This window comes from Streptomyces sp. NPDC007856 (genome assembly GCF_042868225.1).
GTDB lineage: Bacteria > Actinomycetota > Actinomycetes > Streptomycetales > Streptomycetaceae > Streptomyces.
The window spans coordinates 172716-197629 of sequence record NZ_JBIAEC010000004.1 but is presented as its reverse complement, the minus strand read 5'-3'; the positions used below and the strand labels follow the sequence as shown (position 1 = coordinate 197629).

27 protein-coding genes are annotated in these 24914 nt (G+C 73.0%); 18 read left to right on the top strand and 9 right to left on the bottom strand.

The genetic code is table 11. The annotated features are described in order from the left end of the window. The first annotated feature begins 34 nt into the window (after positions 1-34). From ACFYOH_RS12230 to ACFYOH_RS12210, 5 genes are all read left to right on the top strand, one after another. Positions 35-1363, top strand: coding sequence for an ABC transporter ATP-binding protein (locus ACFYOH_RS12230; protein ID WP_388624963.1), 1329 nt, complete (start codon positions 35-37; stop codon positions 1361-1363). Then, positions 1360-2013: an ABC transporter permease gene (locus tag ACFYOH_RS12225; RefSeq protein WP_388624306.1), complete on the top strand. Its 654-nt coding sequence runs from the start codon at positions 1360-1362 to the stop codon at positions 2011-2013. Before ACFYOH_RS12230 ends, ACFYOH_RS12225 begins: the two co-directional genes overlap by 4 nt. Further along, positions 2010-2678 (top strand): ABC transporter permease, encoded by a 669-nt coding sequence (locus ACFYOH_RS12220; RefSeq protein WP_388624302.1) that lies wholly within the window; start codon positions 2010-2012, stop codon positions 2676-2678. The genes ACFYOH_RS12225 and ACFYOH_RS12220 overlap by 4 nt, the downstream gene beginning before the upstream one ends. Before the next feature lie 114 nt (positions 2679-2792). After that, a complete protein-coding gene (locus tag ACFYOH_RS12215) occupies positions 2793-3752 on the top strand; it encodes an ABC transporter substrate-binding protein (RefSeq protein ID WP_388624299.1) in 960 nt (319 codons plus the stop codon). A gap of 216 nt (positions 3753-3968) precedes the next feature. Further along, positions 3969-5360 carry an MFS transporter gene (locus ACFYOH_RS12210; protein ID WP_388624297.1) on the top strand — a complete coding sequence of 464 codons (1392 nt, stop codon included), beginning with the start codon at positions 3969-3971 and terminating at the stop codon, positions 5358-5360. A gap of 89 nt (positions 5361-5449) precedes the next feature. Here the strand turns inward: ACFYOH_RS12210 and ACFYOH_RS12205 are convergent, their stop codons facing one another. Together ACFYOH_RS12205 and ACFYOH_RS12200 are read right to left on the bottom strand one after the other, a co-directional pair. Further along, positions 5450-6442 carry an Lrp/AsnC family transcriptional regulator gene (locus tag ACFYOH_RS12205; protein ID WP_388624294.1) on the bottom strand — a complete coding sequence of 331 codons (993 nt, stop codon included), beginning with the start codon at positions 6440-6442 and terminating at the stop codon, positions 5450-5452. Positions 6443-6471: 29 nt separating this feature from the next. Then, entirely contained in the window at positions 6472-6927 is a 456-nt protein-coding gene (locus ACFYOH_RS12200; RefSeq protein WP_388624291.1) for a tellurite resistance TerB family protein, read from the bottom strand. A 35-nt stretch (positions 6928-6962) separates the two neighbouring features. Here ACFYOH_RS12200 and ACFYOH_RS12195 point away from each other — a divergent pair, with 35 nt between their 5' ends. The 4 genes from ACFYOH_RS12195 to ACFYOH_RS12180 all read left to right on the top strand — a co-directional run bounded on the left by ACFYOH_RS12195 (position 6963) and on the right by ACFYOH_RS12180 (position 7781). Then, the gene (locus tag ACFYOH_RS12195; protein ID WP_388624288.1) at positions 6963-7172 is read left to right on the top strand and encodes a hypothetical protein; all 210 of its coding nucleotides are present in this window, start codon (positions 6963-6965) and stop codon (positions 7170-7172) included. Beyond that, entirely contained in the window at positions 7162-7371 is a 210-nt protein-coding gene (locus tag ACFYOH_RS12190; protein WP_388624285.1) for a cation-transporting P-type ATPase, read from the top strand. The genes ACFYOH_RS12195 and ACFYOH_RS12190 overlap by 11 nt, the downstream gene beginning before the upstream one ends. 132 nt (positions 7372-7503) lie before the next feature. Next, on the top strand, positions 7504-7587 hold the full coding sequence (locus ACFYOH_RS12185) for a hypothetical protein (RefSeq protein ID WP_388624961.1): 84 nt from the start codon (positions 7504-7506) through the stop codon (positions 7585-7587). A 2-nt stretch (positions 7588-7589) separates the two neighbouring features. Next, on the top strand, positions 7590-7781 hold the full coding sequence (locus ACFYOH_RS12180) for a hypothetical protein (RefSeq protein WP_388624283.1): 192 nt from the start codon (positions 7590-7592) through the stop codon (positions 7779-7781). 67 nt (positions 7782-7848) lie between these two features. Here the strand turns inward: ACFYOH_RS12180 and ACFYOH_RS12175 are convergent, their stop codons facing one another. Next, complete coding sequence (locus ACFYOH_RS12175; protein WP_388624280.1) at positions 7849-8310, bottom strand: DUF6114 domain-containing protein; 462 nt, start codon at positions 8308-8310, stop codon at positions 7849-7851. A gap of 5 nt (positions 8311-8315) precedes the next feature. After that, positions 8316-9038 carry a DUF6230 family protein gene (locus tag ACFYOH_RS12170; RefSeq protein WP_388624278.1) on the bottom strand — a complete coding sequence of 241 codons (723 nt, stop codon included), beginning with the start codon at positions 9036-9038 and terminating at the stop codon, positions 8316-8318. Positions 9039-9630: 592 nt separating this feature from the next. On the opposite strand from ACFYOH_RS12170, the gene ACFYOH_RS12165 reads away from it, so the two are divergent. Beyond that, the gene (locus ACFYOH_RS12165; protein ID WP_388624276.1) at positions 9631-10284 is read left to right on the top strand and encodes a Tat pathway signal sequence domain protein; all 654 of its coding nucleotides are present in this window, start codon (positions 9631-9633) and stop codon (positions 10282-10284) included. A 30-nt stretch (positions 10285-10314) separates the two neighbouring features. Here ACFYOH_RS12165 and ACFYOH_RS12160 read toward each other — a convergent pair whose 3' ends face one another. Continuing rightward, positions 10315-11130 (bottom strand): lytic polysaccharide monooxygenase, encoded by an 816-nt coding sequence (locus tag ACFYOH_RS12160; protein WP_388624273.1) that lies wholly within the window; start codon positions 11128-11130, stop codon positions 10315-10317. A 434-nt stretch (positions 11131-11564) separates the two neighbouring features. On the opposite strand from ACFYOH_RS12160, the gene ACFYOH_RS12155 reads away from it, so the two are divergent. Both ACFYOH_RS12155 and ACFYOH_RS12150 read left to right on the top strand, forming a co-directional pair. Continuing rightward, the gene (locus ACFYOH_RS12155) at positions 11565-12212 is read left to right on the top strand and encodes a ScbR family autoregulator-binding transcription factor (protein ID WP_388624271.1); all 648 of its coding nucleotides are present in this window, start codon (positions 11565-11567) and stop codon (positions 12210-12212) included. A gap of 22 nt (positions 12213-12234) precedes the next feature. Further along, positions 12235-13425 carry a damage-control phosphatase ARMT1 family protein gene (locus tag ACFYOH_RS12150; protein WP_388624268.1) on the top strand — a complete coding sequence of 397 codons (1191 nt, stop codon included), beginning with the start codon at positions 12235-12237 and terminating at the stop codon, positions 13423-13425. Here ACFYOH_RS12150 and ACFYOH_RS12145 read toward each other — a convergent pair. After that, positions 13418-14680, bottom strand: coding sequence for a cytochrome P450 (locus tag ACFYOH_RS12145; protein WP_388624265.1), 1263 nt, complete (start codon positions 14678-14680; stop codon positions 13418-13420). The genes ACFYOH_RS12150 and ACFYOH_RS12145 overlap by 8 nt on opposite strands. After that, positions 14677-15585: an alpha/beta fold hydrolase gene (locus tag ACFYOH_RS12140; RefSeq protein ID WP_388624262.1), complete on the bottom strand. Its 909-nt coding sequence runs from the start codon at positions 15583-15585 to the stop codon at positions 14677-14679. The genes ACFYOH_RS12145 and ACFYOH_RS12140 overlap by 4 nt, the downstream gene beginning before the upstream one ends. 95 nt (positions 15586-15680) lie before the next feature. Between ACFYOH_RS12140 and ACFYOH_RS12135 the strand changes: the two genes are divergently transcribed. After that, positions 15681-15917, top strand: a complete 237-nt coding sequence (locus tag ACFYOH_RS12135; RefSeq protein ID WP_388624259.1) for an LLM class flavin-dependent oxidoreductase — start codon at positions 15681-15683, stop codon at positions 15915-15917. A 52-nt stretch (positions 15918-15969) separates the two neighbouring features. Further along, on the top strand, positions 15970-18132 hold the full coding sequence (cyc2, locus tag ACFYOH_RS12130; RefSeq protein WP_388624256.1) for a germacradienol/geosmin synthase Cyc2: 2163 nt from the start codon (positions 15970-15972) through the stop codon (positions 18130-18132). Between the two features lie 119 nt (positions 18133-18251). Here the strand turns inward: cyc2 and ACFYOH_RS12125 are convergent, their stop codons facing one another. Continuing rightward, positions 18252-18974, bottom strand: coding sequence for a hypothetical protein (locus tag ACFYOH_RS12125; RefSeq protein WP_388624253.1), 723 nt, complete (start codon positions 18972-18974; stop codon positions 18252-18254). 94 nt (positions 18975-19068) lie between these two features. On the opposite strand from ACFYOH_RS12125, the gene ACFYOH_RS12120 reads away from it, so the two are divergent. The 4 genes from ACFYOH_RS12120 to ACFYOH_RS12105 all read left to right on the top strand — a co-directional run bounded on the left by ACFYOH_RS12120 (position 19069) and on the right by ACFYOH_RS12105 (position 23063). Beyond that, entirely contained in the window at positions 19069-19935 is an 867-nt protein-coding gene (locus ACFYOH_RS12120) for a LysR family transcriptional regulator (protein WP_388624251.1), read from the top strand. A 160-nt stretch (positions 19936-20095) separates the two neighbouring features. Further along, complete coding sequence (locus ACFYOH_RS12115) at positions 20096-20680, top strand: PDZ domain-containing protein (protein ID WP_388624248.1); 585 nt, start codon at positions 20096-20098, stop codon at positions 20678-20680. A 254-nt stretch (positions 20681-20934) separates the two neighbouring features. Continuing rightward, entirely contained in the window at positions 20935-22062 is a 1128-nt protein-coding gene (locus ACFYOH_RS12110) for an aminopeptidase P family protein (RefSeq protein WP_388624245.1), read from the top strand. Between the two features lie 65 nt (positions 22063-22127). Next, on the top strand, positions 22128-23063 hold the full coding sequence (locus ACFYOH_RS12105) for a phosphotransferase family protein (protein ID WP_388624242.1): 936 nt from the start codon (positions 22128-22130) through the stop codon (positions 23061-23063). A gap of 79 nt (positions 23064-23142) precedes the next feature. On the opposite strand, the gene treZ is transcribed toward ACFYOH_RS12105, so the two are convergent. Next, entirely contained in the window at positions 23143-24888 is a 1746-nt protein-coding gene (treZ, locus tag ACFYOH_RS12100; protein WP_388624239.1) for a malto-oligosyltrehalose trehalohydrolase, read from the bottom strand. Positions 24889-24914 lie beyond the last annotated feature (26 nt).

Genomic DNA, 24914 nt, shown 5'->3' with positions numbered 1-24914 from the left:
CCAAACCCGAGGGGCATTCGGCGTTTTGATACGGATAGAGTCAGTCACGAAGCGGTATCCGGACGGCACGGTCGCGGTCGACCGGCTGTCGCTGGAGATACCCGACCGCGCGATCACCGTCCTCGTCGGACCCTCCGGCTGTGGCAAGACGACGACCCTGCGGATGATCAACCGGATGGTGGAGCCCACCGAGGGCAGCATCCTCCTCGACGGCACGGACATCCGGCAGCAGCCGGTCAACACCCTGCGTCGCTCGATGGGTTACGTCATCCAGAACGCCGGACTCTTCCAGCACCGCACCATCCTCGACAACATTGCCACCGTGCCCCGGCTGTTGGGCTGGAGCAAGCAGAAGGCCCGTGCGAGAGCGGCCGAGCTGATGGAGCGGGTCGGGCTCGACACCGCGCTCGCCAAGCGCTACCCGTACCAGCTCTCCGGCGGTCAGCAGCAGCGCGTCGGCGTGGCCCGGGCGCTCGCCGCCGACCCGCCGGTGCTGCTGATGGACGAGCCGTTCTCCGCGGTCGACCCGGTGGTGCGCAAGGGGCTCCAGGACGAACTGCTGCGCATCCAGGACGAGCTGGGCAAGACGATCGTCTTCGTCACGCACGACATCGACGAGGCGATCAAGCTCGGCACGATGGTCGCCGTCCTGCGCACCGGCGGCCGGCTCGCCCAGTTCGCCCCGCCCGCCGACCTGCTCAGCGCGCCCGCCGACGCCTTCGTGGAGGACTTCCTCGGGGCCGACCGCGGCATCCGCCGGCTGTCCTTCTTCCCTTCCGCCGGGCTGGAGTTGCAGACCGGGCCGATCGTGGGCGTCGACGCGGACGCCGGCCGGCTCGCCGCCCACGCCGACGCCCCCTACCTCCTCGTCACCGACCCCGACGGCAGACCGCTCGGCTGGAGCGAGCCCGGCCGGCTCACCGCCGGGGCCGTCGACCGGGAGCAACTCCTCGACCACGGGCGACCGTTCGTGCCCGGCAGGGACTCGCTGCGCACCGCGCTCGACGGGGCGGTGCTCTCGCCGACCGGCTGGGCCGTCGCCGTGGACGGCGAGGGACGCGCCGTCGGTGTCGTCTCCCAGCAGGTCATCGGCGAGGCCATCCGCGCCGCGCACAGCCGCGTCGCGACCGGCACCGACACCGAGCACGGCCGACCAGCGGCCGGAACCGGCACCGGCACCGTACCTGCCCAGTCCGAGTACGACACCGGCACCGCACCCGGCCAGGCGGCGGGCGACACCGGCACCGCACCCGGCCAGGCGGCGGGCGACACCGGCGCCGCACCCGGCCAGGGCGCGGACGACAGCGGCGCCATGCCCGGTCGGGACACGGACGGCGACGTCGATCTCAAGGCCGGCCGATGAACGGTTTCTTCGACCTTCCGAGCGATCTCCAGCACAGCTATCTCGGGCTCGTCGGCCTGCATGTGCGCGAGGGCCTGCTGCCGGTGCTGGCCGCGCTGCTCGTCGCGCTGCCCGTGGCCCAGCTCTGCGTGCGCTTCCGCTGGGTCTACCCACCCGTCCTCGGTATCACCACCGTGCTCTACTCCATCCCGTCGCTGGCCCTCTTCGTCGTCCTCATCGACTACTTCGGGCAGAGCGAGACCACGGTGATGATCCCGCTCGCGGTCTACAGCCTGGTGGTGCTGGTGCCGGGCATCGTGGACGGCGTCCGGTCGGTGCCGCAGGAGACCCTGGCCGCCGCGCAGGCCATGGGATTCGGCCCGGTACGCCGGTACCTCCAGGTGCAGTTGCCCATAGCCGCCCCCGCGATCATCGCGGGCCTGCGGGTGGCCGTGGTCTCCAGCCTCTCCCTGGTCAGCGTCGGCATGCTCATCGGCAACCAGGGCGCGCTCGGCAACATGCTCAACGACGCCACCACCTACCACCGGCCCGCCCTGGCCGTCAACTCGGTGCTGACGACCGCGCTGCTGGGCATCCTCGCCGACGCCCTGCTGGTCCTCGTCCGCCGCCTGCTCACCCCCTGGATGCCGAGGAAGGGTGCCACCCGGTGAACGTCCTGAACTTCGCACACGCCTTCTTCAACGACAGCGCCCACTGGCACGGCTACGACGGCATCCCCACCCGGCTCGCCGAACACGTCAGGTACTCCCTGGAAGCACTGCTGTTCGCCGCCCTGATCGGATTGCCCGTCGGCCTGGTCACCGGCCACTACGGCCGCGGTGGCAACGCCCTCGCGCTGATCGCCACCGCGGGCCGGGCCCTGCCGAGCTTCGGTCTCCTGGTCCTGATGTTCATCTGGATCGGCTTCGGCCTGCTGCCGGTGATGATCCCGCTGGTCGTGCTCGCCGTACCGCCGATCCTGGTCACCACCTACGAGGCGATCCGCTCCGTCGACCCCTCGCCGGTGGACGCCGCCCGGGGCATGGGCATGCCCGAGGCGCGGGTGCTGTTCCAGGTGGAGCTGCCGGTCGCGCTCCCGCTGATCCTGAGCGGCCTGCGCACGGCGGCCATCCAGATCGTCTCCACCGCCACCATCGCCGCCTACGTCAGCCTCGGCGGACTCGGCCGGTACATCATCGACGGGCTCTACCAGAGGAACTACGAGAAGGTGGTCGGCGGCGCCACCCTGGTCGCGGGACTGGCCCTGGCCACCCTCCTGATCTTCTGGGCGGCCTCCCGGATCACCGTTTCGCCGGGGGTGCGGCGGAGCAGCTGACGCCCGCCGGTCGTCGCGGGCCGGCGGGCCGTGCCCCCAAGTGACCGCAGATCGAGGCCAATCGGTGATCTGCGGACCTTGACTGACCGAGAACCGGCTGGATTGGATCGGTGGGTGACTTCCAACAACCACATCAGCAGGTCCATCCGGAGGAACCGAGGCGCGGCGGTGGTCGCCCTCGCGGCGGCGACGGCTCTGCTGGCGGGCTGTTCCTCCAACGACAAGTCCGGCGGCAACCCGCTGACGGACAGCAAGGCGAGCGGCGGCACCGTGGTCGTCGGATCCAACAACTTCCCCGAGAGCACCTTGCTCGCCGACATCTACGGCGAGGCCCTCAAGACCAAGGGAATCAAGGTCAGTTACAAGCCGAACATCGGCAGCCGCGAGACCACCTACGGGCTGATCAAGAACGGTTCCATCAACGTGCTGCCCGAGTACAACGGCGCGCTGCTGGCCTACCTCGATCCCAAGGCCAAGCCGACGACGGCCGAGGCCACCACGACGGCCATCGAGGCCAAGCTCGACTCCAAGCTGACCCTGCTCCAGCCGGCGGCGGCGGAGTCCAAGGACTCCGTGACGCTCAACGCGGCCACCGCGAACAAGTACCACCTCACCGAGAAGTCGACCATCGCCGATCTGAAGGACATCGCGAAGGACCTGGTCATCGGCGCCTCGCCGGAGTTCCAGACCCGGCAGCAGGGCCTGCTCGGCCTGAAGTCGGTCTACGGCCTTCAGTTCAAGTCGTTCAAGGCGCTCGACGCGGGCGGCCCGCTCACCCAGGCCGCGCTGCAGAAGAACGCCGTGCAGGCCGCGGACATCTTCACCACGGACTCGACCATCTCCAAGGAGAAGTTCGTCGTCCTGCAGGACCCGAAGAACCTCTTCGGCTTCGAGAACGTCCAGCCGCTCGTCCACAAGGGAGCCCTGTCCCAGAAGGGCGTCGACGCGCTGAACGCGGTCTCGGCCAAGCTCGACACCGCGACCCTGCTGAACCTGGACACCCAGGTACAGGTCCAGGGCAAGGATCCGCTGGACGTGGCCAAGACCTGGCTGCAGTCCGCCGGTCTCGCCTGACGTCCCTCGGTACGACCCCGCACAGCCGACGCGGGTGCCCCCGAAGACCGGGAGCACCCGCGTCCCGCTGTGGGATTTCTTCACCAACAGCGCGGCCGATGCAAGAAATCCGCATGCACACCGCTCCCGCTGGAGCCCCGCTCCCTCGCTCTCGCACGCTGGCCCCGGGCCGGCCCCGGCCCCCGCACCGAGCGCGAGAGGAACAGCTGAACACCCATGACCACAGCACACGTGGCTGTCGCCGCCCCGTACCGCAGGCGGTGGCCCGCCCTGGCCGCCCTGCTCCTCGGCGAGGCGATGAACCTGCTGGACGCGACCGTCGTACAGGTGGCCGCGCCCGCCGTCCATGCCGACCTGGGCGGCCCGCTCTCCGACGTCCAGTGGTTCGGCGCCGCCTACACCCTGCCGTTCGCCGTGCTGCTCCTCACCGGCGGGCGGCTCGGGGACATCGTGGGGCGGCGCCGTATGTTCGTCCTCGGCGTCACGCTGTTCACGGCGGCGTCCATGGCCTGCGCGCTGGCGCCGTCCCCCGGGCTGCTCATCGCCTTCCGGGCGGTGCAGGGTGCCGCGGCGGCGCTGATCATCCCGCAGACCATCGGGCTGATCAAGGCGATGTTCTCGGGTGAGGAGACGGCGAAGGCGCTGGGCAGCATCGGACCGGTGATGGGCCTCGCCGCGGTCTGCGGACCCGTCGTCGGCGGCGTGCTGACCCACGCCGACCTGTTCGGCTCGTCCTGGCGGTCCGCGTTCCTGGTGAACGTGCCGGTGGCCGCGGTGGTGCTGGCCCTCGCCCGCAACCTGCCGGAGAACCGTGCCCCGCACCGCCCGTCCCTCGACTGGCCCGGCACCGCACTGGCCGCCCTCGGCACCGGGCTCCTGGTGTACCCGCTGATCGGCGGTAACCTCCGCCAACTGCGCGCTGTCGACTGGCTGTTGCTCGGCGGCGGGCTGCTCGTGCTCGGCGGCTTCGCCCTGCACCAGCGGCGTACGGCCCGCCCGCTGCTGGAGCCCAGCCTGTTCACCCGCCGCGGCTTCCCGGCCGCCCTCGTCACCTCCACGGCCTTCTTCGCGGTGACCAACGGGCTGACCGTCGTGGTTGTCCTTCAGCTCCAACTCGACGCAGGCACAGGCATGTTGGCTTCCGGGCTGAGTCTGCTGCCGTGGTCCGCCGGGCTCGCCCTCGCCTCCTGGTGGGCGGGGTCGCGGCTGGTTCGGCGGCACGGGCGGCGGGTCATGCCGTACGGGCTCGGGCTGCTGCTGGCCGGACTGCTCGCCGCCGCGGCCGCGTACCGGACGACCGCGCCGGGGCACTACCCGGTCGCGCTGCTGCCGGCCCTCGCCCTGGTCGGCCTCGGCGCCGGCCTGTTCACTCCCGCCTTCTTCACCCTCGCCCTGCGCCCCCTGCGTCCCCAGGAGGTCGGCTCGGCGGCCGGGCTGCTCAACGCGGTACAGCAGCTGGGCGCCACGCTGGGGGTGGCGGTCCTCGGCAGCGCGTACCTGGCGGGGACCGGCCCGAGCGCACCCCAGGGCGCGTGCTGGGTGGCGGCGGGGCTGCTGGGGGTGGCCTGGGTGGCGAGCGCGCGGGTGGGGACGGGGGAGGGAGCCTAGGCACCCCGAAGGGGTGCGAGGCTGTGTCGGTGTACGGCTCCGCCGCGTGGGCGCGAGCAACCCACCCGCTCGCGCAGCCGCGTAGGGCCTCAACCACCCCGCCGGGTGGGCGCCACCCGGTACCCGGCCTTCAGCACCGGACTCGCCGCCTTCAGCGTGCGCAGCACCGGGCTGGTCTCCAGCGCGTCGATCTCCCGGAGCGCCCCGAGCCGCCGGGTGAGATACCGGTGCAGGTCGGCCGGGTCGCGGCACAGCGCCTGGGCGACCAGATTCGTGCGGCCGGTGGTCGCGGCCACGAAGGCCAGCTCGTCATGGCCGGCCAGGGCGAGCGCGACCCGCTCCAGGTGCGCCGGGCGCACCGACAGCCACAGCAGGGCCCGGGTGCGGACACCGAAGAGGCCGGCGTCCACCTCCACGTCGAAGAACAGGGCGCCCGACGCGCGCAGTTCGGCCAGCCGCCGGGCCACGGTCGCCGGTGACCAGCCGGTCGCGCGGGCCAGATCCCCCTGCCCGGCCCGCCCGTCCCGCTCCAGCGCCGCGAGCAACTCGGCGTCCTCTGGGCCGGGTTGCCGTACCCCCTCGGCGCTCTCCCGGTACTCCAGCGCCGCCTGCTGCCGCTCGTCGAGGGCCTGGGCGCTGCGCCGCCAGCTGGCGGGGCCGCCCAGGTAGGCGTGCAGCAGGCAGTGCGCGGAGACGGCCGTGATGCCGCCGGTGCGCGGGACGTCGTGCAGCAGGAGGGAGCCGGGGGAGGCGTCCTCGGCCGGGGCGTGAATCACCGCCGTGATCTCGGTGCCCCCCGAAGTCAGCTTCACCCAGGACGTGTCCGGCCGCCGCACCAGTGCCCCGGCGATGTCCTGCGCCGAGCGCGCCGTCGCCGTCAGCCGGACCAGCCACTGGGCGCGGCCCGCCCGGTCCGGGTCGGCGAGGCCCACCACGCGCAGCCCGGCCTCGGTACGCAGCCGGCGGTAGCGACGGGCCACGGTCTGCGCCGAGACCCCGAGCACCTCGGCGATCCTGCTGAACGGCGCCCGGCCGTCCAGATGCAGGGCGTGGATGAGGGCACGGTCGAGATCGTCGAGCATGCCCCCATCCTCGCGCGCTCCCGGTCGGCTCAGAGGTCGAACTCGTGCGGCGGCAGGTCCAGCGTGTAGCACGCCTCGCGCACCACGGCCTGCTCGGTCTTGTCGAAGTCGCCGTCCGCGCCGCCGATCACGATGCCGATCTGGATCACGGCGCGCGCCTCGGCCGGCTTCTTCTTCGCCTTGGCGATCTCCTGCAGCACGCTCACCTTGCCGAAGGCGAAGTCGGTCGTCAGCTTGTTCAGGCTCTCCTCGAAGCGGCGCCTGAGGTCGTCCGCCGGGAAGTTCTGCAACACCTCGTTCGTCGCGATGAGCTGGGCCACCCGCTGCCGCTCCGAGGGGTCCACGGTGCCGTCGGCGGCGGCCACGAGCGCGCACATCGCCATGCTCGCATCGCGGAACGCGCCGCTCTTCAGGTCGTTCTTCTTCGCCACCAACTGGGTCTGCATCTGCGACGCCGACTCCTTGACGCGGTCCCACAGGGCCATGCGCACTCCTCGTATCGCTCGTGATCCTCGGACGGGTGCCCCCTCTGCGCACCGGCCGCAGCTTCTACAGCACCGTGGAAACTCCTGGGACCACCGGGAAGTTCCTGCCGCCGCCAGGCGGCCTGTCCGGCCTGTACGCCGCCGGACAGGCCGCCGTCGTCGACGTCGTACGCCTCCTCGTCGGCCGGCTCGCCGAACGGGCCGCGGACGTACCGGCCCCGGCCCGCGGCTTCCGTGGCCTGTGAGCCGTCGACGGGCCCCTGGACCGGACCGTCGAGCGGTACGTCGCTCCAGGTGCTGCGGCATCTGGACACCGGCCCGTGCGGACTCACCGACGCCGAGGCGGCCGCCCGGCTCGCCACCCACGGCGAGAACGCGCGCCCCGCCCGCACATCCCCTCCCCGCTCCGGCGCTGTCTGCGGGGCCTTCGCGACCCCTTGGTAGCCGTCAGCTGCGCGCGGCCGGCGAGCGGCGCGCCGACCGCTCGCCCGCCGCCCTGCGCGAACTCGTCGCCGGTACGGCCACCGTGCTGCGCCGCACCGACGACACAGCGCCCCGCGCCCCCACGAGGTCCCGGTGGCCGACCTGGTCCCCGGCGACGTCGTACGGCTCGGCCCGGGCGACCTCGTGCCCGCCGACGTACGACTGCTGCGCCGCTGACGATGTCCGAGTCCGCGCTCACCGGCGAGTCCGCGCCCGTGGCCAAGGCCGCCGCCGATCTGCCGGAGCCGCTCGCCGGGCTCGGCATGACCGCCCTGCCCGCGCCGTACCACCTGCTGCTCTCCGCGGTCCTCGGGCTGTGCGCCCTGGCCCTCGCCGTGGCCACGACCCGCCACGCGCGGCGCCGGCCGTGATGCGCACCGCCCGAGCGCTGGGCAAGTCCATGCGCATCCTCAAGAGCGAGGCGAAGGAGCCCGCTCGTCAGGCCGGCAGACCCTCCGCACCCTCGGCCCCTGCGGCCGGTGCATGCGCCGCCGCCTTCGCCTGCGTCCGACGTCGGCGGCGGCTGACGCGCGGTTCCTGGTCGGGGAGCCAGCCGAAGGCGAGGCAGCTGCCGGTCACGCCCAGCAGGAGGCCGATGAAGAAGCCGCCCAGGTTGGACGTGACCCAGCTGCCCAGGGAGAGCAGGACCCCGGTGATGGAGTAGAACAGCCGCTGCGTCGGGTTGAAGAGGATCAGCAGGCCCAGCAGCGCCATCAGCGTCGGCAGCAGATAGCCGGCCACCCCCTGCATGCCGATGTGCATCACGACCTTCAGCGAGGCCTTCTCGGTGAGCAGGATCTCGCCGCCGGCCAGCGCGAGCAGCAGCCCGCCCCAGAACGGCCGGCGGGCCCGCCAGCCACGGAAGGCGGCCCGCGCTCCCCAGCGTGGACGGTCGGTCACCGCGATCAGCAACCCGAGTCGCTGAAGCGGAGCTTGAGACCGGGAAGCTTGAACACACCAGCGGTCGTCGCGTAGTTGGTCTGCCGCAGGTTGGCGATGTGCACGGTGTCGGCCTGCTGGCTGAACACACCGATCGGGCCCTTCACGCCGGCCTTGGTCAGCGTGCTGGCGTCGTTGCCGATCTCGATGTTGTTGAACGCGGCGTCGCCGGACAGCTGCGTGGAGTCCGTGGTCAGTTGGCTCGCCTGCACCTTGTCCGCGCCGGCGCCCGCCGTGATCAGCATGTTGGTGCCGCCGAGGTCGACGCTCTGGCACAGATGGTCGAGCGTGGCGTTCTTGATGGCGGAAGTCACCACGAGCTCCTGGCCCCCGGTGTCCCCGGCGTTCGGGCTGCCGTCGGCCATGTTGTCGAGGCCGCCGAACTGCTCGAAACCGGTTCCGTTCAGTTCCGTCGCGGTGACCGTGAACGGCATGCCGGAGATCGCGAACTGCACACCCAGCGCCCCCTGGGCGGTGAGTACCGCGAGACCGGCGGCTATCAGGGTGGCGGGTACGGCCATCACCGCGGCCCGGCGGGCCCGGACCCGGCCCCGTCTCTCGCCGGTGGCGGTCCCGGCCGTGTGCGGTGCTCCGGAGGCTGCCAAGGATCCGGAGGCTTCGGAGGGCGAACCGTTTCCCGGGTTCTCGGGGGTGTTTCCGACGGACGGGGCGTCCGGGGACGAGGCCATGTCTGCTCCCATGGGCATGGATCAATGCGGGTTGGGCTTCAGCGGCGCGGTGTCCTGGCGCGGACAGCGACTGTCGCGTACGCCTCCTCGCACCCCGGCGGAGCAAGGGCTTTCTCGTTACGCGTCAGCAGCCTGCGGGGAAGTTACCGCCGGTTACTCCGGGGGGTCAAGGCGGATGTGAAAAAAGAGTGTCGGATGTGCCCGAGCTGCGATCGCACCCTACAACTCCCTTTGCAGCGCTTGACGTTGATGGTTGATCAGGTCTACAACTTCCCCTGTTTTCACGGATCCGTGGCGCCGGATCCGCCGAGCGGCACCGGATGCGTTGCCCGGCGTCTCACGCCGACCGCTCATCGCGGCCGAAAGAAACCGTTCACCTCAGTGCGGCACCGCACGGCTCCTTCCCCCGGCCGTGCCGGCCGCCCCCCTGCCGGCCCGGCCGAAGGCCTTCCCCCGAGGCCTTCGGCCGGTGCCCGGACCGCCGCCGTCGCCGGACCGTCGCGTACGGAGAAGGCGCACGGCCCTGCGCCGGCGGCACCGCCACCCCCCATCCCCACCTCACCCGGACCCCACCCAGGAAAGAGGCACCCGCATGCGTACGCGATCCCTTCTCGCCCTCGCCGGCACTGCCACCGCACTCGCCCTCGCGGTCGCCGCCCCCGCCTCCGCCGACGGCAGCGCCGTCCTCACCACCGGCAGCGCGGGCGGCACCGCCGTCGCGACCGGCGACACCCTCACCGCGCCGCTGGCCTCCGGAACGTCGGCCACGCTCTACTCCAGCGCGACCGGCACCAGCGGCGTCACCTGCAAGACCTCCCAGTTCACCGCCACGGTCACGGGCAACCCGACCGCCCCCGGCACGGCCACCGAGTCCGTCATCGGGCACACCTTCGACAGCAGCTCCTGCACCAGCAACGTCACCGGCGTCCTCGGCGTCAGCAGCATCACCGTCGACAACCTGCCCTACGCGGCGACGGTCGCCTCCGACGGCACCCTCACCGTCTCGCCGGCGAGCGGCTCCACCATCCAGACCACGGTCAAGCTGCGCACCCTGCTGGGCTCCATCACCTGCGTCTACCAGGCGCCCTCCCTGACCGGGAAGGCCGACAACACCGACAACAGCATCAGTTTCACCAACCAGCAGTTCACCAAGACCTCGGGCTCGTCGCTGTGCTTCTCCAGCGGCTACTTCACCGCCAAGTACGCGCCCGTGACGGACGGCGGCACCCCGGTCTACGTCAACTGAGCCGTCAACCGGACTGCGGCGGCGCCGAGTTCAGCGCCGCCGTAGCCGTACGGCGAGGGCGGCGCCTCCGGTGAGCACCAGCACCGCGGCGGCGCCGCTCGCCAGCACGGGCGCCGAGGGGCCCGTCTCCCGGGTGGCCTGCTTGCCCGCGGCGGAAGCCGGACCTGCCGAGACGGCAGGTCCGGCTTCCGCCGTCCCCGCCCCCTTCTCCGCGAGGACCACGTCGGAACAGGAGTAGTAGGTGTCCGGCGTGCTGCTGTTCTGCCATATGGTGTACAGCACCTGACGCCCCGTCCGGTCCTTCGGCAGTGTCGCGGCGATGTGGTACGCCCCGCCGTGCAGCGGTGGATCGGTGACCTGCGCGAAGGGCCGCTCCGGCAGCTCGGACCAGGTGAGCGGTCTCGCCGGGTCGTAGCCGGGCTCGGTCAGGTACAGCCGGAACGTGCCCGTGTGCGCGATCGTCGAGGCGTATGTCATCGTCAGTCTGCCGCCGGGTGTCAGCCGGGTCGCCGGCCAGTCCCGCCGCGCCAGGTCCAGGCCCCGGTACGCCGGAAGGCTGCCGCTGCACAGTCTGCCGTCCGGGATCACCTGCCGGTCACGGCCGTTCACCCCGGCCACGCGCAGGTTGTCCCACGCGGTGAAGGGAGCGCCGTTCGCCGCGACGGCCGCCCGGCAGGCCGCCGAGCGGCCGGCGTCGCCGCCCTCAGGGGAGCAGGCGTAGACCCGGCTGACCGGATCCGTGGGGGCCCCGTGCGCCTCGGCGGACCCCGCCGCCCACGACAGGAGCAGGAGCGGGGCCGCGGCGACGGCCACCGTGACGCTCGGGCGGGCGGTCATCCGGGTCATCCGGGATGTCTCCTCGGCGGGCGCGGGAACGGGGTCTGCGCGGTCCAGTACGGCGCAGGCGTTCCCCGCGTTCAGCCGACCGGCGCATCGATGGCCCGGGGGGTGCGAAACCACCGACCGGTACGGACGTTTCGCGCCTGATTCGCGACCCCGTTGAGGAGCCGGCGGTCGTCCTCGTATCGTGGCGATCATGGGTCCGGCACCCGCCGCCCCGCGGCTGCCGAGGACAGCCGGGCAAGGAAGGGGGGAACCGTTCTGGTCTCGTCGTTCACGGACCGCCGAGGGCCCGCCCGAGGCCGGCTCCGCCGATGACACGTGTCCCGACGCCGGCCCGCACCCCGGACTGCCGCTGCCGGACGGTGAGTTATCGTGTGCAAGGGGTCAAAAACAAACCGCATGTCCCGTTCGTACGAGTCGCGAGGAGGGGTCCCAGGATGGCGAGGCAGTTACGCGCCGAACAGACCCGGGCAACGATCATCACGGCCGCCGCCGATCTGTTCGACCGGCAGGGCTACGAGTCCACGAGCCTGAGCGACATCGTCGCGCACGCGAAGGTCACCAAGGGGGCGCTGTACTTCCACTTCGCCGCCAAGGAGGACCTCGCCCACGCCATCCTCGAACTCAACGCGGGCGCCGCGAAAGCGCTTGTCGCCGAGGTCGAGAGCCGCGGCTACTCCTCGCTGGAAGGCCTGATGCGCGCCACGTTCGGGATCGCCAGACTCGCCGTGGAGGACCCAGTGCCGCGCGCCGCGCTCCGCCTCGCCACCGCCGGCGTCGCCGTACGGCCGCCCCTGCGGCACCCGTTCACCGAATGGCTGGAGTTCGCCAACCGGAAGTTCCACGGGGCCGTCAGGGAGTCCGATGTGCACGGCGATCTCGACATCGGCATCGTCGCGCACTCCCTGGTCTCCTTCTTCGTCGGCACCCGGGTCGCCGGCCGCTCACTCGAACCGGTAGGACGGCTTCCGCGCCGGGTCGCCGAGATGTGGCACCTCCTGATCCGGGGCCTGGTCCCGGTCCACCGCCGCCCCCGCTACGTCACCCTCGCCACGCAGCTGGAGCGGGAGATCAGAACCGCCTGACCCACGCGATACGGTGACGGACATGCCCTCCACCCCGTTCGCACCCGTGATCCTCGGAAACGAACCCGGCTCGTTCCCGCACAGCGTGCTGGCCGAGCGGCACCCCGCGATCATCAGCCGGGTACGGGACGCCTTCCCGTACGGCCCCGGGCAGCACCGGGCGCTGGACGAGCTGCTGAAGAGCTGCACCGAGGGCACGGTCCAGCCGCTGCCCACCGACGCCCCGGACCGGGACCGGTGGCAGGACTGGGGCCTGGCCGGCTGCGCCGGGCTCTCCTGGTACGACGTGCCGTGGCTGTGGTCCGAGAGCTACTTCTACCGCCGGCTGCTGGACGCCGTCGGCTGGTTCGGCCCCGGCGCCTGGCAGGGCATCGACCCCTTCCGCCCGTTCAAGCGCGCCGAACTCGACGCGCCGGAGACGGACGGGGAACTGGCCGCGCTGGACGCCCTGCCCGGCCTGCCGGAGGAGGAGCGGGCGCGTGCCCTGCTGCACGGCTCGCTGTGGGGCAACCGCGCCGACCTCGGCTTCCGGCTCTCCGCCGAGGGCGCCGAGGCCCGGGACCCGGCCCCCGCGCTGGTCGCCGACGACAGCGCGGCCCTGTGGTCGCTGCTGCCGCCCGGCAACGCGGCCACGCTCGTCCTGGTCGCGGACAACGCGGGCCGCGAACTCGTCCCGGACCTGCTGCTGCTCGGCCACCTTCTCGCCGAGGGCCGGGCCGCGCGGGCGGTGCTGCATGTCAAGCCGTATCCGTACTACGTCTCCGACGCCACCACTGCCGACGTCGTCGACGCGCTGCACCGGCTGCGGGCCGCGTCCGGCGCGGCCGCCGAGTACGCGCGCGTGCTCTGGTCGGCCATGGCCGACGGCCGCCTCACCGTGCGCGCACACCCGTTCTCCTGCGCCCCGCTGCCGTATGCGGAGATGCCGGACGACCTGCGCGCCGAGTTCGCCGCGGCCACCCTGACCGTCTTCAAGGGCGACCTCAACTACCGGCGTCTGGTGGGCGACCGGCTCTGGCCGCCGACCACGCCCTTCCAGGAGACGACCGCCTACTTCCCCAGCCCGGTCGCCGCACTGCGCACCCTGAAGTCGGACGTGATCACCGGCCTGTCCCCGACGACCGAGGCCGCGCTGGTGGCCGCCGAGGACGGGCGCTGGCGCACCAGCGGCACGCACGCGCTGATCCAGGTGTCGGGCGTGGACCTCAAGTGACCTGCACAGGCAGTGACTTGATGCCGTTGATGAAGTTCGAGACGAGACGCCCGGCCGGTGCGGCGAGCCGCGGCTCGGGAAGCACACGCAGCACCTCCTCGTGGAGCAGCCGCAGTTGCAGCCCAGCGAAGTGGGCGCCCAGGCAGACATGCGGGCCGTCACCGAAGGACACGTGCGGGTTGGGGGAGCGGGCGAGGTCGAGCCGGGCCGGATCGGTGAAGACCCGCTCGTCCCGGTTGGCCGAGGCGTGGAAGACCACGACCTTGTCCCCGGCCCGGATCCGCCGACCCGCCAGTTCCGTGTCCCGTGCGGCGGTCCGGCGGAAGGTCAGCACGGGCGGATGCCAGCGCAGCAACTCCTCCACGGCGGTGGCGACTTCGATCTTGCCCGCGCGCAATGCCGCGTACGCCTCCGGGTGTTCCGCCAGTGCCAGCAGCCCGCCGGGGGCCGCGCTGCGCACGGTGTCGTTGCCCGCGACGGTGAGCAGGAAGAAGAACATCTCCAGTTCCCCGTCAGCGAGTTCGGGATCCTGGGCGAGCGTGGTCATGATGTCGTCGGCGGGATGCCGTCGTTTGTGTGCGGCCAGCTGTCCGGCGTAGGCGAACATGTCCTTCAGCATCGCCGGGGACCGGGGATTGACCGGCTTGCCCGCCTCGTCCAGCACCGCCGGACCGGCCTCGTCCGGGTCCTGGTAACCGATGACCCGCTGCGTCCAGTGCAGCAGCAAACGCCGGTCGCTCTCCGGCACGCCCAGCAGATCCGCCAGGTTGAGCAGGGCGTACTCGTCGGTGACGGTGGCCACCAGATCGACCGTGCCGTCCCCTTCCCGCGCCTGCCCGAGCGCCCCGTCGAGCAGGGTGCGCGCCCGCTCCCGGGCGACGGCCGCGAACCGGTCGACCCGGCCCGGGGTGAAGGCCCGGCTCACCAGCCGCCGCAACCGCCGGTGCTGCGGCGGATCCTGATTGAGCATCATGCGCCGGATGAACGGCAGATCCTCCGGATCCGGGTCGCGGATCTGGGTCGCACCGAGATGCGAGGAGTACGTCGTGGCGTCCTTCAGCACCCGGACGACGTCCGCGTGCCGGGTCACCGCCCAGAAGCCCGGCCCGGCCGGCCAGCCCAGCACCTCCGGCTCCTCCTGCCAGACGACCGGATGGCGGTCGCGCAGCAGCCGGTAGTCGTCGTGCGGCACACCGACGGCGTACCGGCGCGGGTCGAACACGTCGGGCACCGGCCGGGTCCCACGCACGCTCACGCCGGCTCACTCGCGTCGACGTGGGGCACGGCGGCCGCCGGGTCCACGGCGGGCGCCGGGCCTTCGGCGTCCGTCGGGCTTTCGGCGTCCGCCGGGCCTTCGGCGTCCGTCGGGCTTTCGGCGTCCGTCGGGCTTTCGGCGTCCGCGCGCAGGAAGTCCTCGACCACGCGGATGAGGTCCAGCGGGGCCTCGTCCATGGCGTAGTGCCCGGCGAACGGCAGTGCCACGAGCTCGGCACGCGGATACCAGGACATCCAGGTCTGCCGCATCACCTCCGGCGACAGGGCCGGATCCAGCTCCCCGGCCACGGCGAGCGCGGGAACCTCGCTGCCCGCCACGTCGGCGTGGAAGTCCTCGCCCGCCCACGAGTCCAGCCAGGCCCGGAACGCCTTCGCGTCGCTGCGCTCCAGCGAGCGGGCGACCATCCGGTCCAGCCAGGCGGCGGGACGCCGGCCCCCGGTGGTGAGGTCGAGGATCGCGCGCCGGTTCTCCGGCTTGTACGCGGCGTCCGTGAACAGCGCGCCCTGCCCGTCGGCCAGCGGCACCCCCGAGGCCGGCACCGGGGAGACGCCCACCATCCGGCGCAGCCGGTCCGGGACCGTGGCCGCAAGGCGCTGTGCCACCGCGCCGCCCATGGAGTGCCCGATCACCGAGAACCGGTCCCAGCCCAGCCGGTCGGCCAGCTCCACCAGGTCCCCGGCCGCCTCGGTCGTCGTGTACGCGCCCGCCGCGTCCCGGGCCTCGCCGTAGCCGCGCAGGTCGACCAGCGCGTAACTGAAGGCAGTGCGGTCGAGATCCGGCAGGACGGCGGTGTAGGCGGACCGGTCGGCGAACCAGCCGTGCACGGCGAACACCTTGTGGGCGCCGTCGCCGTGCACCTCATGGGGCAGCACAAAGGAGGTCATGCGCCTACCGTGGCCCGCGCGCGGGGGCACGGCAAGGGCCCGGAGGTGGCACAGGGGCGGGGGCGGCGGTGTTGCCCCGGGCCGGAGACGTCGAGGTGACCCCGGCCCCGCTGGTCCTGCTCTCCGCGATGGCCGGCGCGACCCGGAGGATCCGGCTGGTCACCAGCGTCCTGGCGGCGGCGCTGCACGACCCGGTCCTCCTCGCCCACCAGACCGCCCCTCGACCGGCCCTCCCAACGGCCGGCTCCGAAGCGCCGCGGAACTTCTGCCGCCCCGCCCGCGGCAGGCGGCGGGAGTTCCCCGATTCAGGGGCGGTTCACGCGATGGTGTGATCATGTCCCGCACGGCGGATGGGCGTCGGAGACCGCGGGTAGGGCCCCGGCCATGACACAGCCGTTCCAACTCCCGCACTTCTACATGCCGTATCCCGCGCGGCTCAACCCGCACCTCGACGAGGCCCGCGCCCACTCGACCGAGTGGGCGCGCGAGACGGGCATGCTGGAAGGCTCCGGGATCTGGGAGCAGGCCGACCTGGAGGCGCACGACTACGGACTCCTGTGCGCCTACACCCACCCCGACTGCGACGGCCCCGCTCTCTCGCTGATCACCGACTGGTACGTGTGGGTGTTCTTCTTCGACGACCACTTCCTCGACATGTACAAGCGCACCCCCGACCGCGCCGCCGGCAAGGCCCACCTGGACCGCCTGCCGCTGTTCATGCCGCTCGACCCGGCGACCCCCGTGCCGGAACCGGAGAATCCCGTCGAGGCGGGGCTGAAGGACCTGTGGGCGCGCACGGTGCCGTCGATGTCCGTGGACTGGCGCCGCCGCTTCTCCGTGGCCACCGAGCATCTGCTCAACGAGTCGATGTGGGAGCTGTCGAACATCAACGAGGGGCGGATCGCCAACCCCGTCGAGTACATCGAGATGCGCCGCAAGGTGGGCGGCGCCCCCTGGTCGGCCGGGCTCGTGGAGTACGCGACCGCCGAGGTGCCCGCCGCCGTCGCCGGCACCCGGCCGCTGCGGGTCCTCATGGAGACGTTCTCCGACGCCGTCCACCTGCGCAACGACCTGTTCTCCTACCAGCGAGAGGTCGAGGACGAGGGCGAGAACAGCAACGGCGTGCTGGTGCTGGAGACCTTCTTCGGCTGTACGACCCAGGAGGCCGCCGAGACCGTCAACGACATCCTCACCTCACGCCTGCACCAGTTCGAGCACACCGCGCTCACCGAAGTCCCCGCCGTGGCGCTGGAGAAGGGGCTCACCCCGGACCAGGTCGCCGCGGTCGCCGCGTACACCAAGGGACTGCAGGACTGGCAGTCCGGCGGCCACGAATGGCACATGCGCTCCAGCCGCTACATGAACAAGGGGGCGCGGCCCGGCTCGCCCTGGCAGCTGCCGAGCGGCCCCGGCGTCTCGGCCGCCGACGTCGGCGCACTCCTCGCCGCTGCCGCGCAGGAACGCCTGCGCGCCTACACCCACCTGCCGTACCAGAAGGTCGGCCCGTCCGTACTGCCCGAGTTCCACATGCCCTACCGGCTCGGACTGAGCCCCCACCTCGACGCCGCGCGCCGCAACCTCGTGGACTGGTCGCACCGCATGGGCATCCTGGAGGAGGGCGTCTGGGACGAGGACAAGCTCGCCGCCTACGACCTCGCACTGTGCTCCGCCGGCCTGGACCCGGACGCCACGCCCGAGGCGCTCGATCTCAGCGCCCAGTGGCTCGCCTGGGGAACCTACGGTGACGACTACTACCCGCTGGTCCACGGCCACCGCCGGAACCTCGCCGCCGCCCGGCTGACCACGGCCCGGCTGTCGCGGTGCATGCCCGTCGAGGGCGAGCCGGCCCTGGTCCCGGCCGACGCGATGGAGCGGGGGCTGACCGACCTGTGGGCGCGGACGACGGCCGGCATGACCGCCGACCAGCGGCGCACCCTGAAGGCCACCGTGGACACGATGACCGAGAGCTGGGTGTGGGAGCTGTCCAACCAGCTGCAGAACCGCATCCCCGACCCGGTCGACTACCTGGAGATGCGGCGCGCCACCTTCGGCTCCGACCTCACCCTGAGCCTGTGCCGCATGGGTCACGGCCCCGCCGTCCCGCCGGAGGTGTACCGCAGCGGCCCGGTCCGCTCCCTGGAGAACGCCGCCATCGACTACGCCTGTCTGGTCAACGACATCTTCTCGTACCAGAAGGAGATCGAGTTCGAGGGCGAGATCCACAACTCCGTCCTGGTGGTGCAGAACTTCTTCGGCGTCGACTACCCGACCGCCCTCCGGGTCGTACACGATCTGACGACCCAGCGCATGCAGCAGTTCGAGCACGTCGTGGAGCACGAACTGCCCGCGCTCCACGACGACTTCCAGCTCTCGGAGGCGGGCCGGGCCGCCATGGAGGGCTATGTCCTCGACCTGCAGAACTGGATGGCCGGCATCCTGAACTGGCACCGGAACGTGGACCGCTACAGGGCCGAGTGGCTGGGGCGCCGCGCACACGGCTTCCTGCCCGACCGGGCCCCGGCGCCGCCCGTCCAGCTCGTCGGCTGACCGAGCCACTCGTCAGCCGGACTCGCCGAGCCGCTCGGCCGGCTCCCCGGCGGCCCTGTCCAGCACCGTGCGGGCCGCCCCGCGCAGTTCGGCCTCGGCGGACCTTCTCGTGGAGCGGGTCACGCCGGCCGGGCGAGCCCGGACACCGCGTGGCCGACCGCGGCTCGCGCCAGGGCCCGGATCATCGGGTGCGGGCGCGAGCCGTCGCCGGACAGCTCCGGCTGGAACAGGGACGCCAGGAAGAAGGGGTGGCCGGGCAGTTCGACGACCCGCACCTGACCGTCCTCGTCGTGCCCGGAGAACCGCAGTCCGTGGGCGCGGAGCGTGTCGAGGTGGCGGGAGGGGCCGTAGGCGCAGAAGTACCGCTCGACCGTGCGCCGCGAGCCGATCACGGACTCCGCCAGCGAGCCCGGCTCGATCGTCACCGCCGCCTCATGGCCGACCAGCGAGCAGGCCAGCGGCTCGATGAGCGGGTCGGCGGCGTCCGGGTCGTTCTCGGCGTGCGCCACCTCGGTCAGTCCGCACACATCGCGGGCGAACTCCAGCAGCGTGTGCTGGAAGCCGCCGCACGTGCCCAGGAACGGAATGCCCTCCTCGCGCGCCGTGCGCACGGCCGCGAGGACACCGGCCTCGCTGCGGTACGGGCTGCCCGGCAGCACCCACACGGCGTCGAAGCCGCGGACCGCGTCCTCGGCCGCGGCGTCGTCGGAGGAGATCCAGTACGCGTCCAGGACCAGCCGGTCGCGTTCGGCCAGGGCCTCCAGCAGAAGCGGCACGCGCGTGTGCGACAGGACATGCGGCGAGCGGTCGCCGACCAGGGCGACGGTTGCGTTGTTCGTCATGGCCGCCATCCTCCGGGCCGGCGTCAGTTCACGTCCAACGATGATTCCTGCACTGTCGATAAGCGCAGCTGATGGTGATGGGATCCTGGGCCGTATGGACCCGCATCTGCTGCGCACCTACGTCACCGTGGCCCGCCTCGCCTCCTTCTCGGAGGCCGCCCGCGAGCTGGGCTACACCCAGTCCGCGGTCTCTCAGCACATCGCCGCGCTCGAACAGGACCTGGGCGCATCCCTGCTGACCCGGCGGCCGGTCGCGCCCACCGCGGCCGGCGAGCGGCTGCTGGAGCACGCGGCCCCGCTGCTGCTGCGGCTGGACGCGGCCCGCGCCGACATCCTCCGCATGGCCGCCGCACCCCAGCGGGGCCTGACCCTCGTCACCACCCCGACCGCGCTCGGTGCCGGTGTCCTCGCCGCCCTCCCGCCGGCCGGCGTCACCCTGCGTGTCCTCACCCGCGAGGAGATCCCGGCCGCCGTCGCCATCGGCACCGCCGATCTCGGCCTCGTCGACGGGCTCGCCGCACCCAGCGACCCGCTACGCCTGCCGGACGTGGCGCCGCTGACCACGCACGGCCTCGCCGAGGAACCCCTGAGCGTCCTGCTGCCCGCCCGCCACCCCCTCGCCGCGCGGGCCGGCCTGCGCCTCGACGACCTCGCCGACGCCCGCTGGCTCGACGCGCCGGACGCCGCCCTCCCGCTCGACCAGCTGCGCGCCGCGACCGGCGGCCGCGCGTTCCGCTCCGCCCTGCGCTACGAGGGCACCGATCTGCGCGCCCTCACCGCCCTCGCGGCCGCGGGACACGGCCTCGTCCTGCTGCCCCGGTCGGCCGTCACCGCCGTACCCGACGCGGTCGCCGTCCCGCTCACCGCGCCCCGGGTCGTCCACCGCACGGAACTCGTCCACGGCGGGAGTCCCGGGGCAGCGGCGCAGGAGGTGGTGCGGAGGCTGGTGGGAGCGGTGTGATCACCCCCTCACGCGGAGGGCGTGGTGGTCCGGGCGCTCCCCCGGCGGCCGCCTCCTCAGGCCATGGCTACCCTCCGCCACGCTCCGGCCATTCTCACTCGTTCGTGTCACGTCGCGGCCCGGCGCCCCGGGTAGAGCACCAGCCGGAGGCGAGCGAACCATGGAACAGACTGCGTTGCGTCCCAAGCCGATGCCCGGTCAGGACCCACGGGAGGGCGGCACCACCGGCCCGCCCCACCGCCCGCACGCCGTGCCACGGCGCGGACGGCGGCTGCGGACCCTGCTGTTCGTCCTGTGCACCGGCACCCTGCTGGTGCTGTCCGGCGTCGGCATGGGCACCGTCGGCGCCACGGTGATCGGCATGAGCAGGCTCGCCGAGCTGCAACGCCAGGCCCCGCCGAGCGCACCCCCGGCCAGGGGCATGTCCACCGTCCCCGCCGCCCCCGGCGCCACCCCGAGCCCCGCCCCTGCCGCCGCGACCGGGGCGACCCTGGGCGTGGAGGTCGTCGACGCCGAGAAGGCGGGCGCGCTGGTCGTGGGCGTGCATGTGCCGGGCCCCGGCTACGCGGCCGGCCTGGTCCGCGGGGACGTGCTGCTGCGGTTCGGCTCCGCGCGCGTGGACACCGCCGCCGACCTCGCCCGGGCCGTCGCCCAGGCCCGCCCCGGGAAGCAGGTGCTCCTCACCGTGCGTCACAGCGGCGGGGTCTGCCAGCAGTTGACGGTCGTACCGGGCATGGCGACCTGAGCGGGCCGGCGCGGGCCCGTCTCAAGACACTTCGGCGGGCCGGCGCGGCCACCGGCCCACGACCTCTCGGTCACCCCGGGAAACGCGCTGGTCACCGTGCGCCCCGCGCGCCATGATGGCCCCATGCCGAGTCCCTTCCGAGCCGACCGCGCCCTGCGGGGAGCACCGGCGATCGGCTCGCGTGACCCTGTCCGGCCGGGCAGGATGCTGCCCGAGACGCCGTCGCCCGTATCCCCACCCGCCCGGAGGCCCGGATGACCGGTAGTACGCCCGCGCTCTTCACCGCCGCCGACTACAGGGCCCGCATGGAGCGTGCCGCGCGCTCCGCGGCTGACGCCGGCCTCGCGGGGCTGCTCGTGGCACCGGGGCCCGACATGGTCTGGCTCACCGGCTACACGCCCACCGCCGTCACCGAACGGCTCACCGTGCTGGTCCTCACCCCCGGCCGGGACCCCGTGCTCGTGGTGCCGACCCTGGAGGCCCCCGACGCCGAGCACGCGACCGGCGCGTCCGCGCTCACCCTGCGCGACTGGACCGACGGCAAGGACCCCTACGCCGTCACCGCCGCCCTCCTCGACGGCCACGGCCGGTTCGGCATCAGCGACAACACCTGGGCCATGCACCTGCTGGGCCTTCAGCGGGCCCTGCCGGACACCTCCTACGCCTCTCTCACCGACGCCCTCCCCATGCTGCGCGCCGTCAAGGACGCCGCGGAACTGGAACTCCTCGCCGCCGCCGGAGCGGCTGCCGATGCAACGTTCGAGGAGATCCGCAAAGTTCCCTTGGCCGGCCGCCGCGAGTCCGACGTCGGCCACGATCTCGCCGGCCTGCTGCGCCGCTTCGGCCACGAGCAGGTCGACTTCACCATCGTCGGCTCCGGCCCCAACGGTGCCAACCCGCACCACGAGGTCGGCGACCGCGTCATCCGGCGCGGCGACATGGTCGTCCTGGACTTCGGCGGCCTGAAGGACGGCTACGGCTCCGACACCACCCGTACGGTCCATGTGGGCGAGCCCACCGAGGAGCAGCGCCGGGTGCACGACATCGTGCGCGAGGCCCAGGAGGCGGGCTACCAGGCCGTACGGCCCGGGGCGGCGTGCCAGGACGTCGACCGCGCCGCCCGCGCGGTGATCACCGACGCCGGATACGGCGAGTACTTCATCCACCGCACCGGGCACGGCATCGGCGTCACCACGCACGAGCCGCCGTACATGATCGAGGGCGAGGAACAGCCCCTCGTGCCCGGGATGTGCTTCTCCGTCGAGCCCGGCATCTACCTGCCCGGCCGCTTCGGGGTGCGCATCGAGGACATCGTCACGGTGACGGAGGACGGCGGCCGCCGCCTCAACAACACCACGCGCGACCTGGTCATAGTGGACTGAGAGAGCACTGAGCGACCCCGCAGACACACCCGCGACGGACATTCAGGAACGGCGACGCGCGACCCATGACCCAGGCACCGACACCCACCGCGGACACCGTCCGCAGACTGGTCCGTTCGCTGCTCAAGGAGGGCGGCGACGACACCGCGGGCCCCGATGTGCGGCCCGTGACGGAGGGTCGTGCGTACACCTGGTGGGTCGGCACCCGCCATGTGCTGCGCCTCGCCCCCGACCGCGAGGCCTCGGTAGGGCGCCGCCGGGAACTGCGCCTGCGCGACCTGCTCCGGCCGCACCTGCCCGTCGCCGTCCCCACCAGCGTCGCGCACGGCGACTGGGCGCCCGGCCTCGCCTACACCCTGGACACCAAGGTGCCCGGCGGCACTGCCGACGAGCACGACGTCTCCGCCGTCGGCGAGGCCGACCTCGCCGGGCTGCTCACCGGGCTGCGCGCGGTGCCCGCGCGGCAGGCCGAGGCGCTCGGCGTGCCGCGCACCGCCCCGCGCTCCCTGGAGGCGCTGCGCCGCATGGCCGTGCACGCGGCCGAACGGCTCGCCGTCGCCGACGAGTTCGACGCCGCCCGGATGCGCCAGCTGACCCCGCCCGGCGCGGCCCAGCTCGCCGCGCAGCCCGGCACCGCCGTCCTCACCCACCACGGTCTGACCGGCGAGCACGTGGTGGTCAGCGCCGACGGGCGGGTGCGCGGCATCCTGGACTGGACACGGGCGGCCCTGGGCGACCCCGCCGAGGACATCGCCGGCCTGGCCCTCGCCGTCGGCTCCCCGGCCGCCGTCCGCGCCGCCACCCTCGCCGGCTACGGCACCCGCCCCTGCCTGCGCGGCCTGTGGCTCGCCCGCTGCGACGCCGTCATCCACCTCGCCGGCCACCTGGAAGGCCGCGCGGGCGGTTCCCCGGCGCTGCTGCGGACGCAGCTGCGGCGCGCGTGGGAGCCGATCCTCCTGGAGCGGTTGTCGGACTTCAAGGAGGACGGCCCGGAGCCGTAGCGCACCGGCTCCGGCCCGCCGCGGGGCGCACAACGGGGGCGCCCGCGCGGCGGGAGTCGCAGACCTGGCGCAGACCCGCTCAGGGCTGCGCCAGCACCACGCACGACTCCCCGGGCACCTGGAGCACCCCGTCCGGGCCCGGAAGCTCCACCGGCTCCCAGGCCGCCAGGACCACCGCGGGGCGGGTGCCCAGCGGGATCGCCGCCGGGGCCTTGCCCAGGTTCACCACCACCCGTACGTCACCGCGCCGGAAGGCCAGCCAGCGGGCGTCCTCGTCGTACGCCACCTTCGTGTCGGCCAGGTCCGGGTCGGTGAGGTCCGGCTGCTCGTGCCGCAGGGCGATCAGCCGGCGGTACCAGGCGAGCACGCGCGCGTGGGGCTCGCGTTCCGGTTCCGACCAGTCCAGGCAGGACCGCTCGCGGGTCGCCGGGTCCTGCGGGTCCGGTACGTCCTCCTCGGCCCAGCCGTGCGCCGCGAACTCCCGCCGCCGGCCCCGCCGTACCGCCTCGGCCAGCTCCGGATCGGTGTGGTCGGTGAAGAACTGCCACGGCGTGCCCGCCGCCCACTCCTCGCCCATGAACAGCATCGGCGTGAACGGCGAGGTCAGCGTCAGCGTCGCCGCGCAGGCCAGCAGACCGGGGGAGAGACGGGCGGACAGCCGGTCGCCCTGGGCGCGGTTGCCGACCTGGTCGTGGGTCTGGCTGTAGCCGAGCAGCCGGTGCCCGGCCACCCGCGCGCGGTCCAGCGGCCGGCCGTGGTGCCGGCCGCGGAAGGTGGAGTACGTGCCGTCGTGGAAGTAGCCACCGGTGAGTGTCTTGGCCAGCGCGGCGAACGGTCCTTGCGCGAAGTCCGCGTAGTAGCCCTGCGACTCACCGGTCAGCGCGGTGTGCAGCGCGTGGTGGAAGTCGTCGTTCCACTGGGCGTGCAGCCCGAGGCCGTGCTCCGCGCGCGGGGTGATGACCCGCGGGTCGTTCAGGTCCGACTCGGCGATCAGGAACAGCGGCCGGCCGAGCTCCTCGGCCAGAGCGTCCACGGCCGTCGACAGCTCCTCCAGGAAGTGGCACGCGCGCGTGTCGTACAGCGCGTGCACCGCGTCCAGCCGCAGCCCGTCGATCCGGTAGTCCCGCAGCCACGCCAGCGCGCTGCCGACGAAGAACGCGCGCACCTCGTCCGAGCCGGGCCCGTCCAGGTTCACCGCCGAGCCCCACGGCGTGTGGTGGGCGTCGGTGAAGTACGGCCCGAAGAGCGGCAGATAGTTGCCGGACGGCCCCAAGTGGTTGTGCACGACGTCCAGCACGACACCCAGACCGAGTTCGTGCGCCCGGTCCACGAATCGTTTCAGCGCCTCCGGGCCGCCGTACGGCTCGTGCACCGCCCACGGCGACACCCCCTCGTAGCCCCAGCCGTGCCGGCCGGGGAACGGACACACCGGCAGCAACTGCACGTGAGTGACGCCCAGTTCCACCAGGTGCTCCAGCCGGGCCGCCGCCGCGTCCAGGGTGCCCTCCGCGGTGTACGTGCCCACGTGCATCTCGTACAGCACGGCACCCGGCAGGCCCCGCCCCGCCCACTCGGTGCGCCACGCGTGGCGCCCGTGGTCCACGACCGCGCTCAGCCCGTCGGGTCCGTCCGGCTGGCGGCGTGAGCGCGGGTCGGGCCGGACGGGGCCGTCGTCCAGCGCGAAGCCGTACCGGGCGCCGTCCCCGGCCTCCGCCTCCCCCGTCCACCAGCTCGCTCGCTCGGTATCGCGCGCCAACGCGCGCGTGCCGCCCTCGCAATGGAGCGTCACTCGGTCTGCCTGCGGTGCCCACACCTCGAACTGCACGGACGGTTCCCCTTCGTCTGTGATGT

What these genes read in the sequence shown, in the direction of transcription:
- ACFYOH_RS12225 (WP_388624306.1), top strand. Translation starts at nt 1,360, where the DNA reads ATGAACGGTTTCTTCGACCTTCCGAGCGATCTCCAGCACAGCTATCTC.
- ACFYOH_RS12140 (WP_388624262.1), bottom strand. Translation starts at nt 15,585, where the DNA reads ATGACCTCCTTTGTGCTGCCCCATGAGGTGCACGGCGACGGCGCCCAC.
- ACFYOH_RS12115 (WP_388624248.1), top strand. Translation starts at nt 20,096, where the DNA reads ATGGAACAGACTGCGTTGCGTCCCAAGCCGATGCCCGGTCAGGACCCA.
- ACFYOH_RS12210 (WP_388624297.1), top strand. Translation starts at nt 3,969, where the DNA reads ATGACCACAGCACACGTGGCTGTCGCCGCCCCGTACCGCAGGCGGTGG.
- ACFYOH_RS12180 (WP_388624283.1), top strand. Translation starts at nt 7,590, where the DNA reads ATGTCCGAGTCCGCGCTCACCGGCGAGTCCGCGCCCGTGGCCAAGGCC.
- ACFYOH_RS12110 (WP_388624245.1), top strand. Translation starts at nt 20,935, where the DNA reads ATGACCGGTAGTACGCCCGCGCTCTTCACCGCCGCCGACTACAGGGCC.
- ACFYOH_RS12205 (WP_388624294.1), bottom strand. Translation starts at nt 6,442, where the DNA reads ATGCTCGACGATCTCGACCGTGCCCTCATCCACGCCCTGCATCTGGAC.
- ACFYOH_RS12105 (WP_388624242.1), top strand. Translation starts at nt 22,128, where the DNA reads ATGACCCAGGCACCGACACCCACCGCGGACACCGTCCGCAGACTGGTC.
- ACFYOH_RS12120 (WP_388624251.1), top strand. Translation starts at nt 19,069, where the DNA reads ATGGACCCGCATCTGCTGCGCACCTACGTCACCGTGGCCCGCCTCGCC.
- ACFYOH_RS12155 (WP_388624271.1), top strand. Translation starts at nt 11,565, where the DNA reads ATGGCGAGGCAGTTACGCGCCGAACAGACCCGGGCAACGATCATCACG.
- ACFYOH_RS12200 (WP_388624291.1), bottom strand. Translation starts at nt 6,927, where the DNA reads ATGGCCCTGTGGGACCGCGTCAAGGAGTCGGCGTCGCAGATGCAGACC.
- ACFYOH_RS12165 (WP_388624276.1), top strand. Translation starts at nt 9,631, where the DNA reads ATGCGTACGCGATCCCTTCTCGCCCTCGCCGGCACTGCCACCGCACTC.
- ACFYOH_RS12160 (WP_388624273.1), bottom strand. Translation starts at nt 11,130, where the DNA reads ATGACCCGGATGACCGCCCGCCCGAGCGTCACGGTGGCCGTCGCCGCG.
- ACFYOH_RS12170 (WP_388624278.1), bottom strand. Translation starts at nt 9,038, where the DNA reads ATGGCCTCGTCCCCGGACGCCCCGTCCGTCGGAAACACCCCCGAGAAC.
- cyc2 (WP_388624256.1), top strand. Translation starts at nt 15,970, where the DNA reads ATGACACAGCCGTTCCAACTCCCGCACTTCTACATGCCGTATCCCGCG.
- ACFYOH_RS12125 (WP_388624253.1), bottom strand. Translation starts at nt 18,974, where the DNA reads ATGACGAACAACGCAACCGTCGCCCTGGTCGGCGACCGCTCGCCGCAT.
- ACFYOH_RS12150 (WP_388624268.1), top strand. Translation starts at nt 12,235, where the DNA reads ATGCCCTCCACCCCGTTCGCACCCGTGATCCTCGGAAACGAACCCGGC.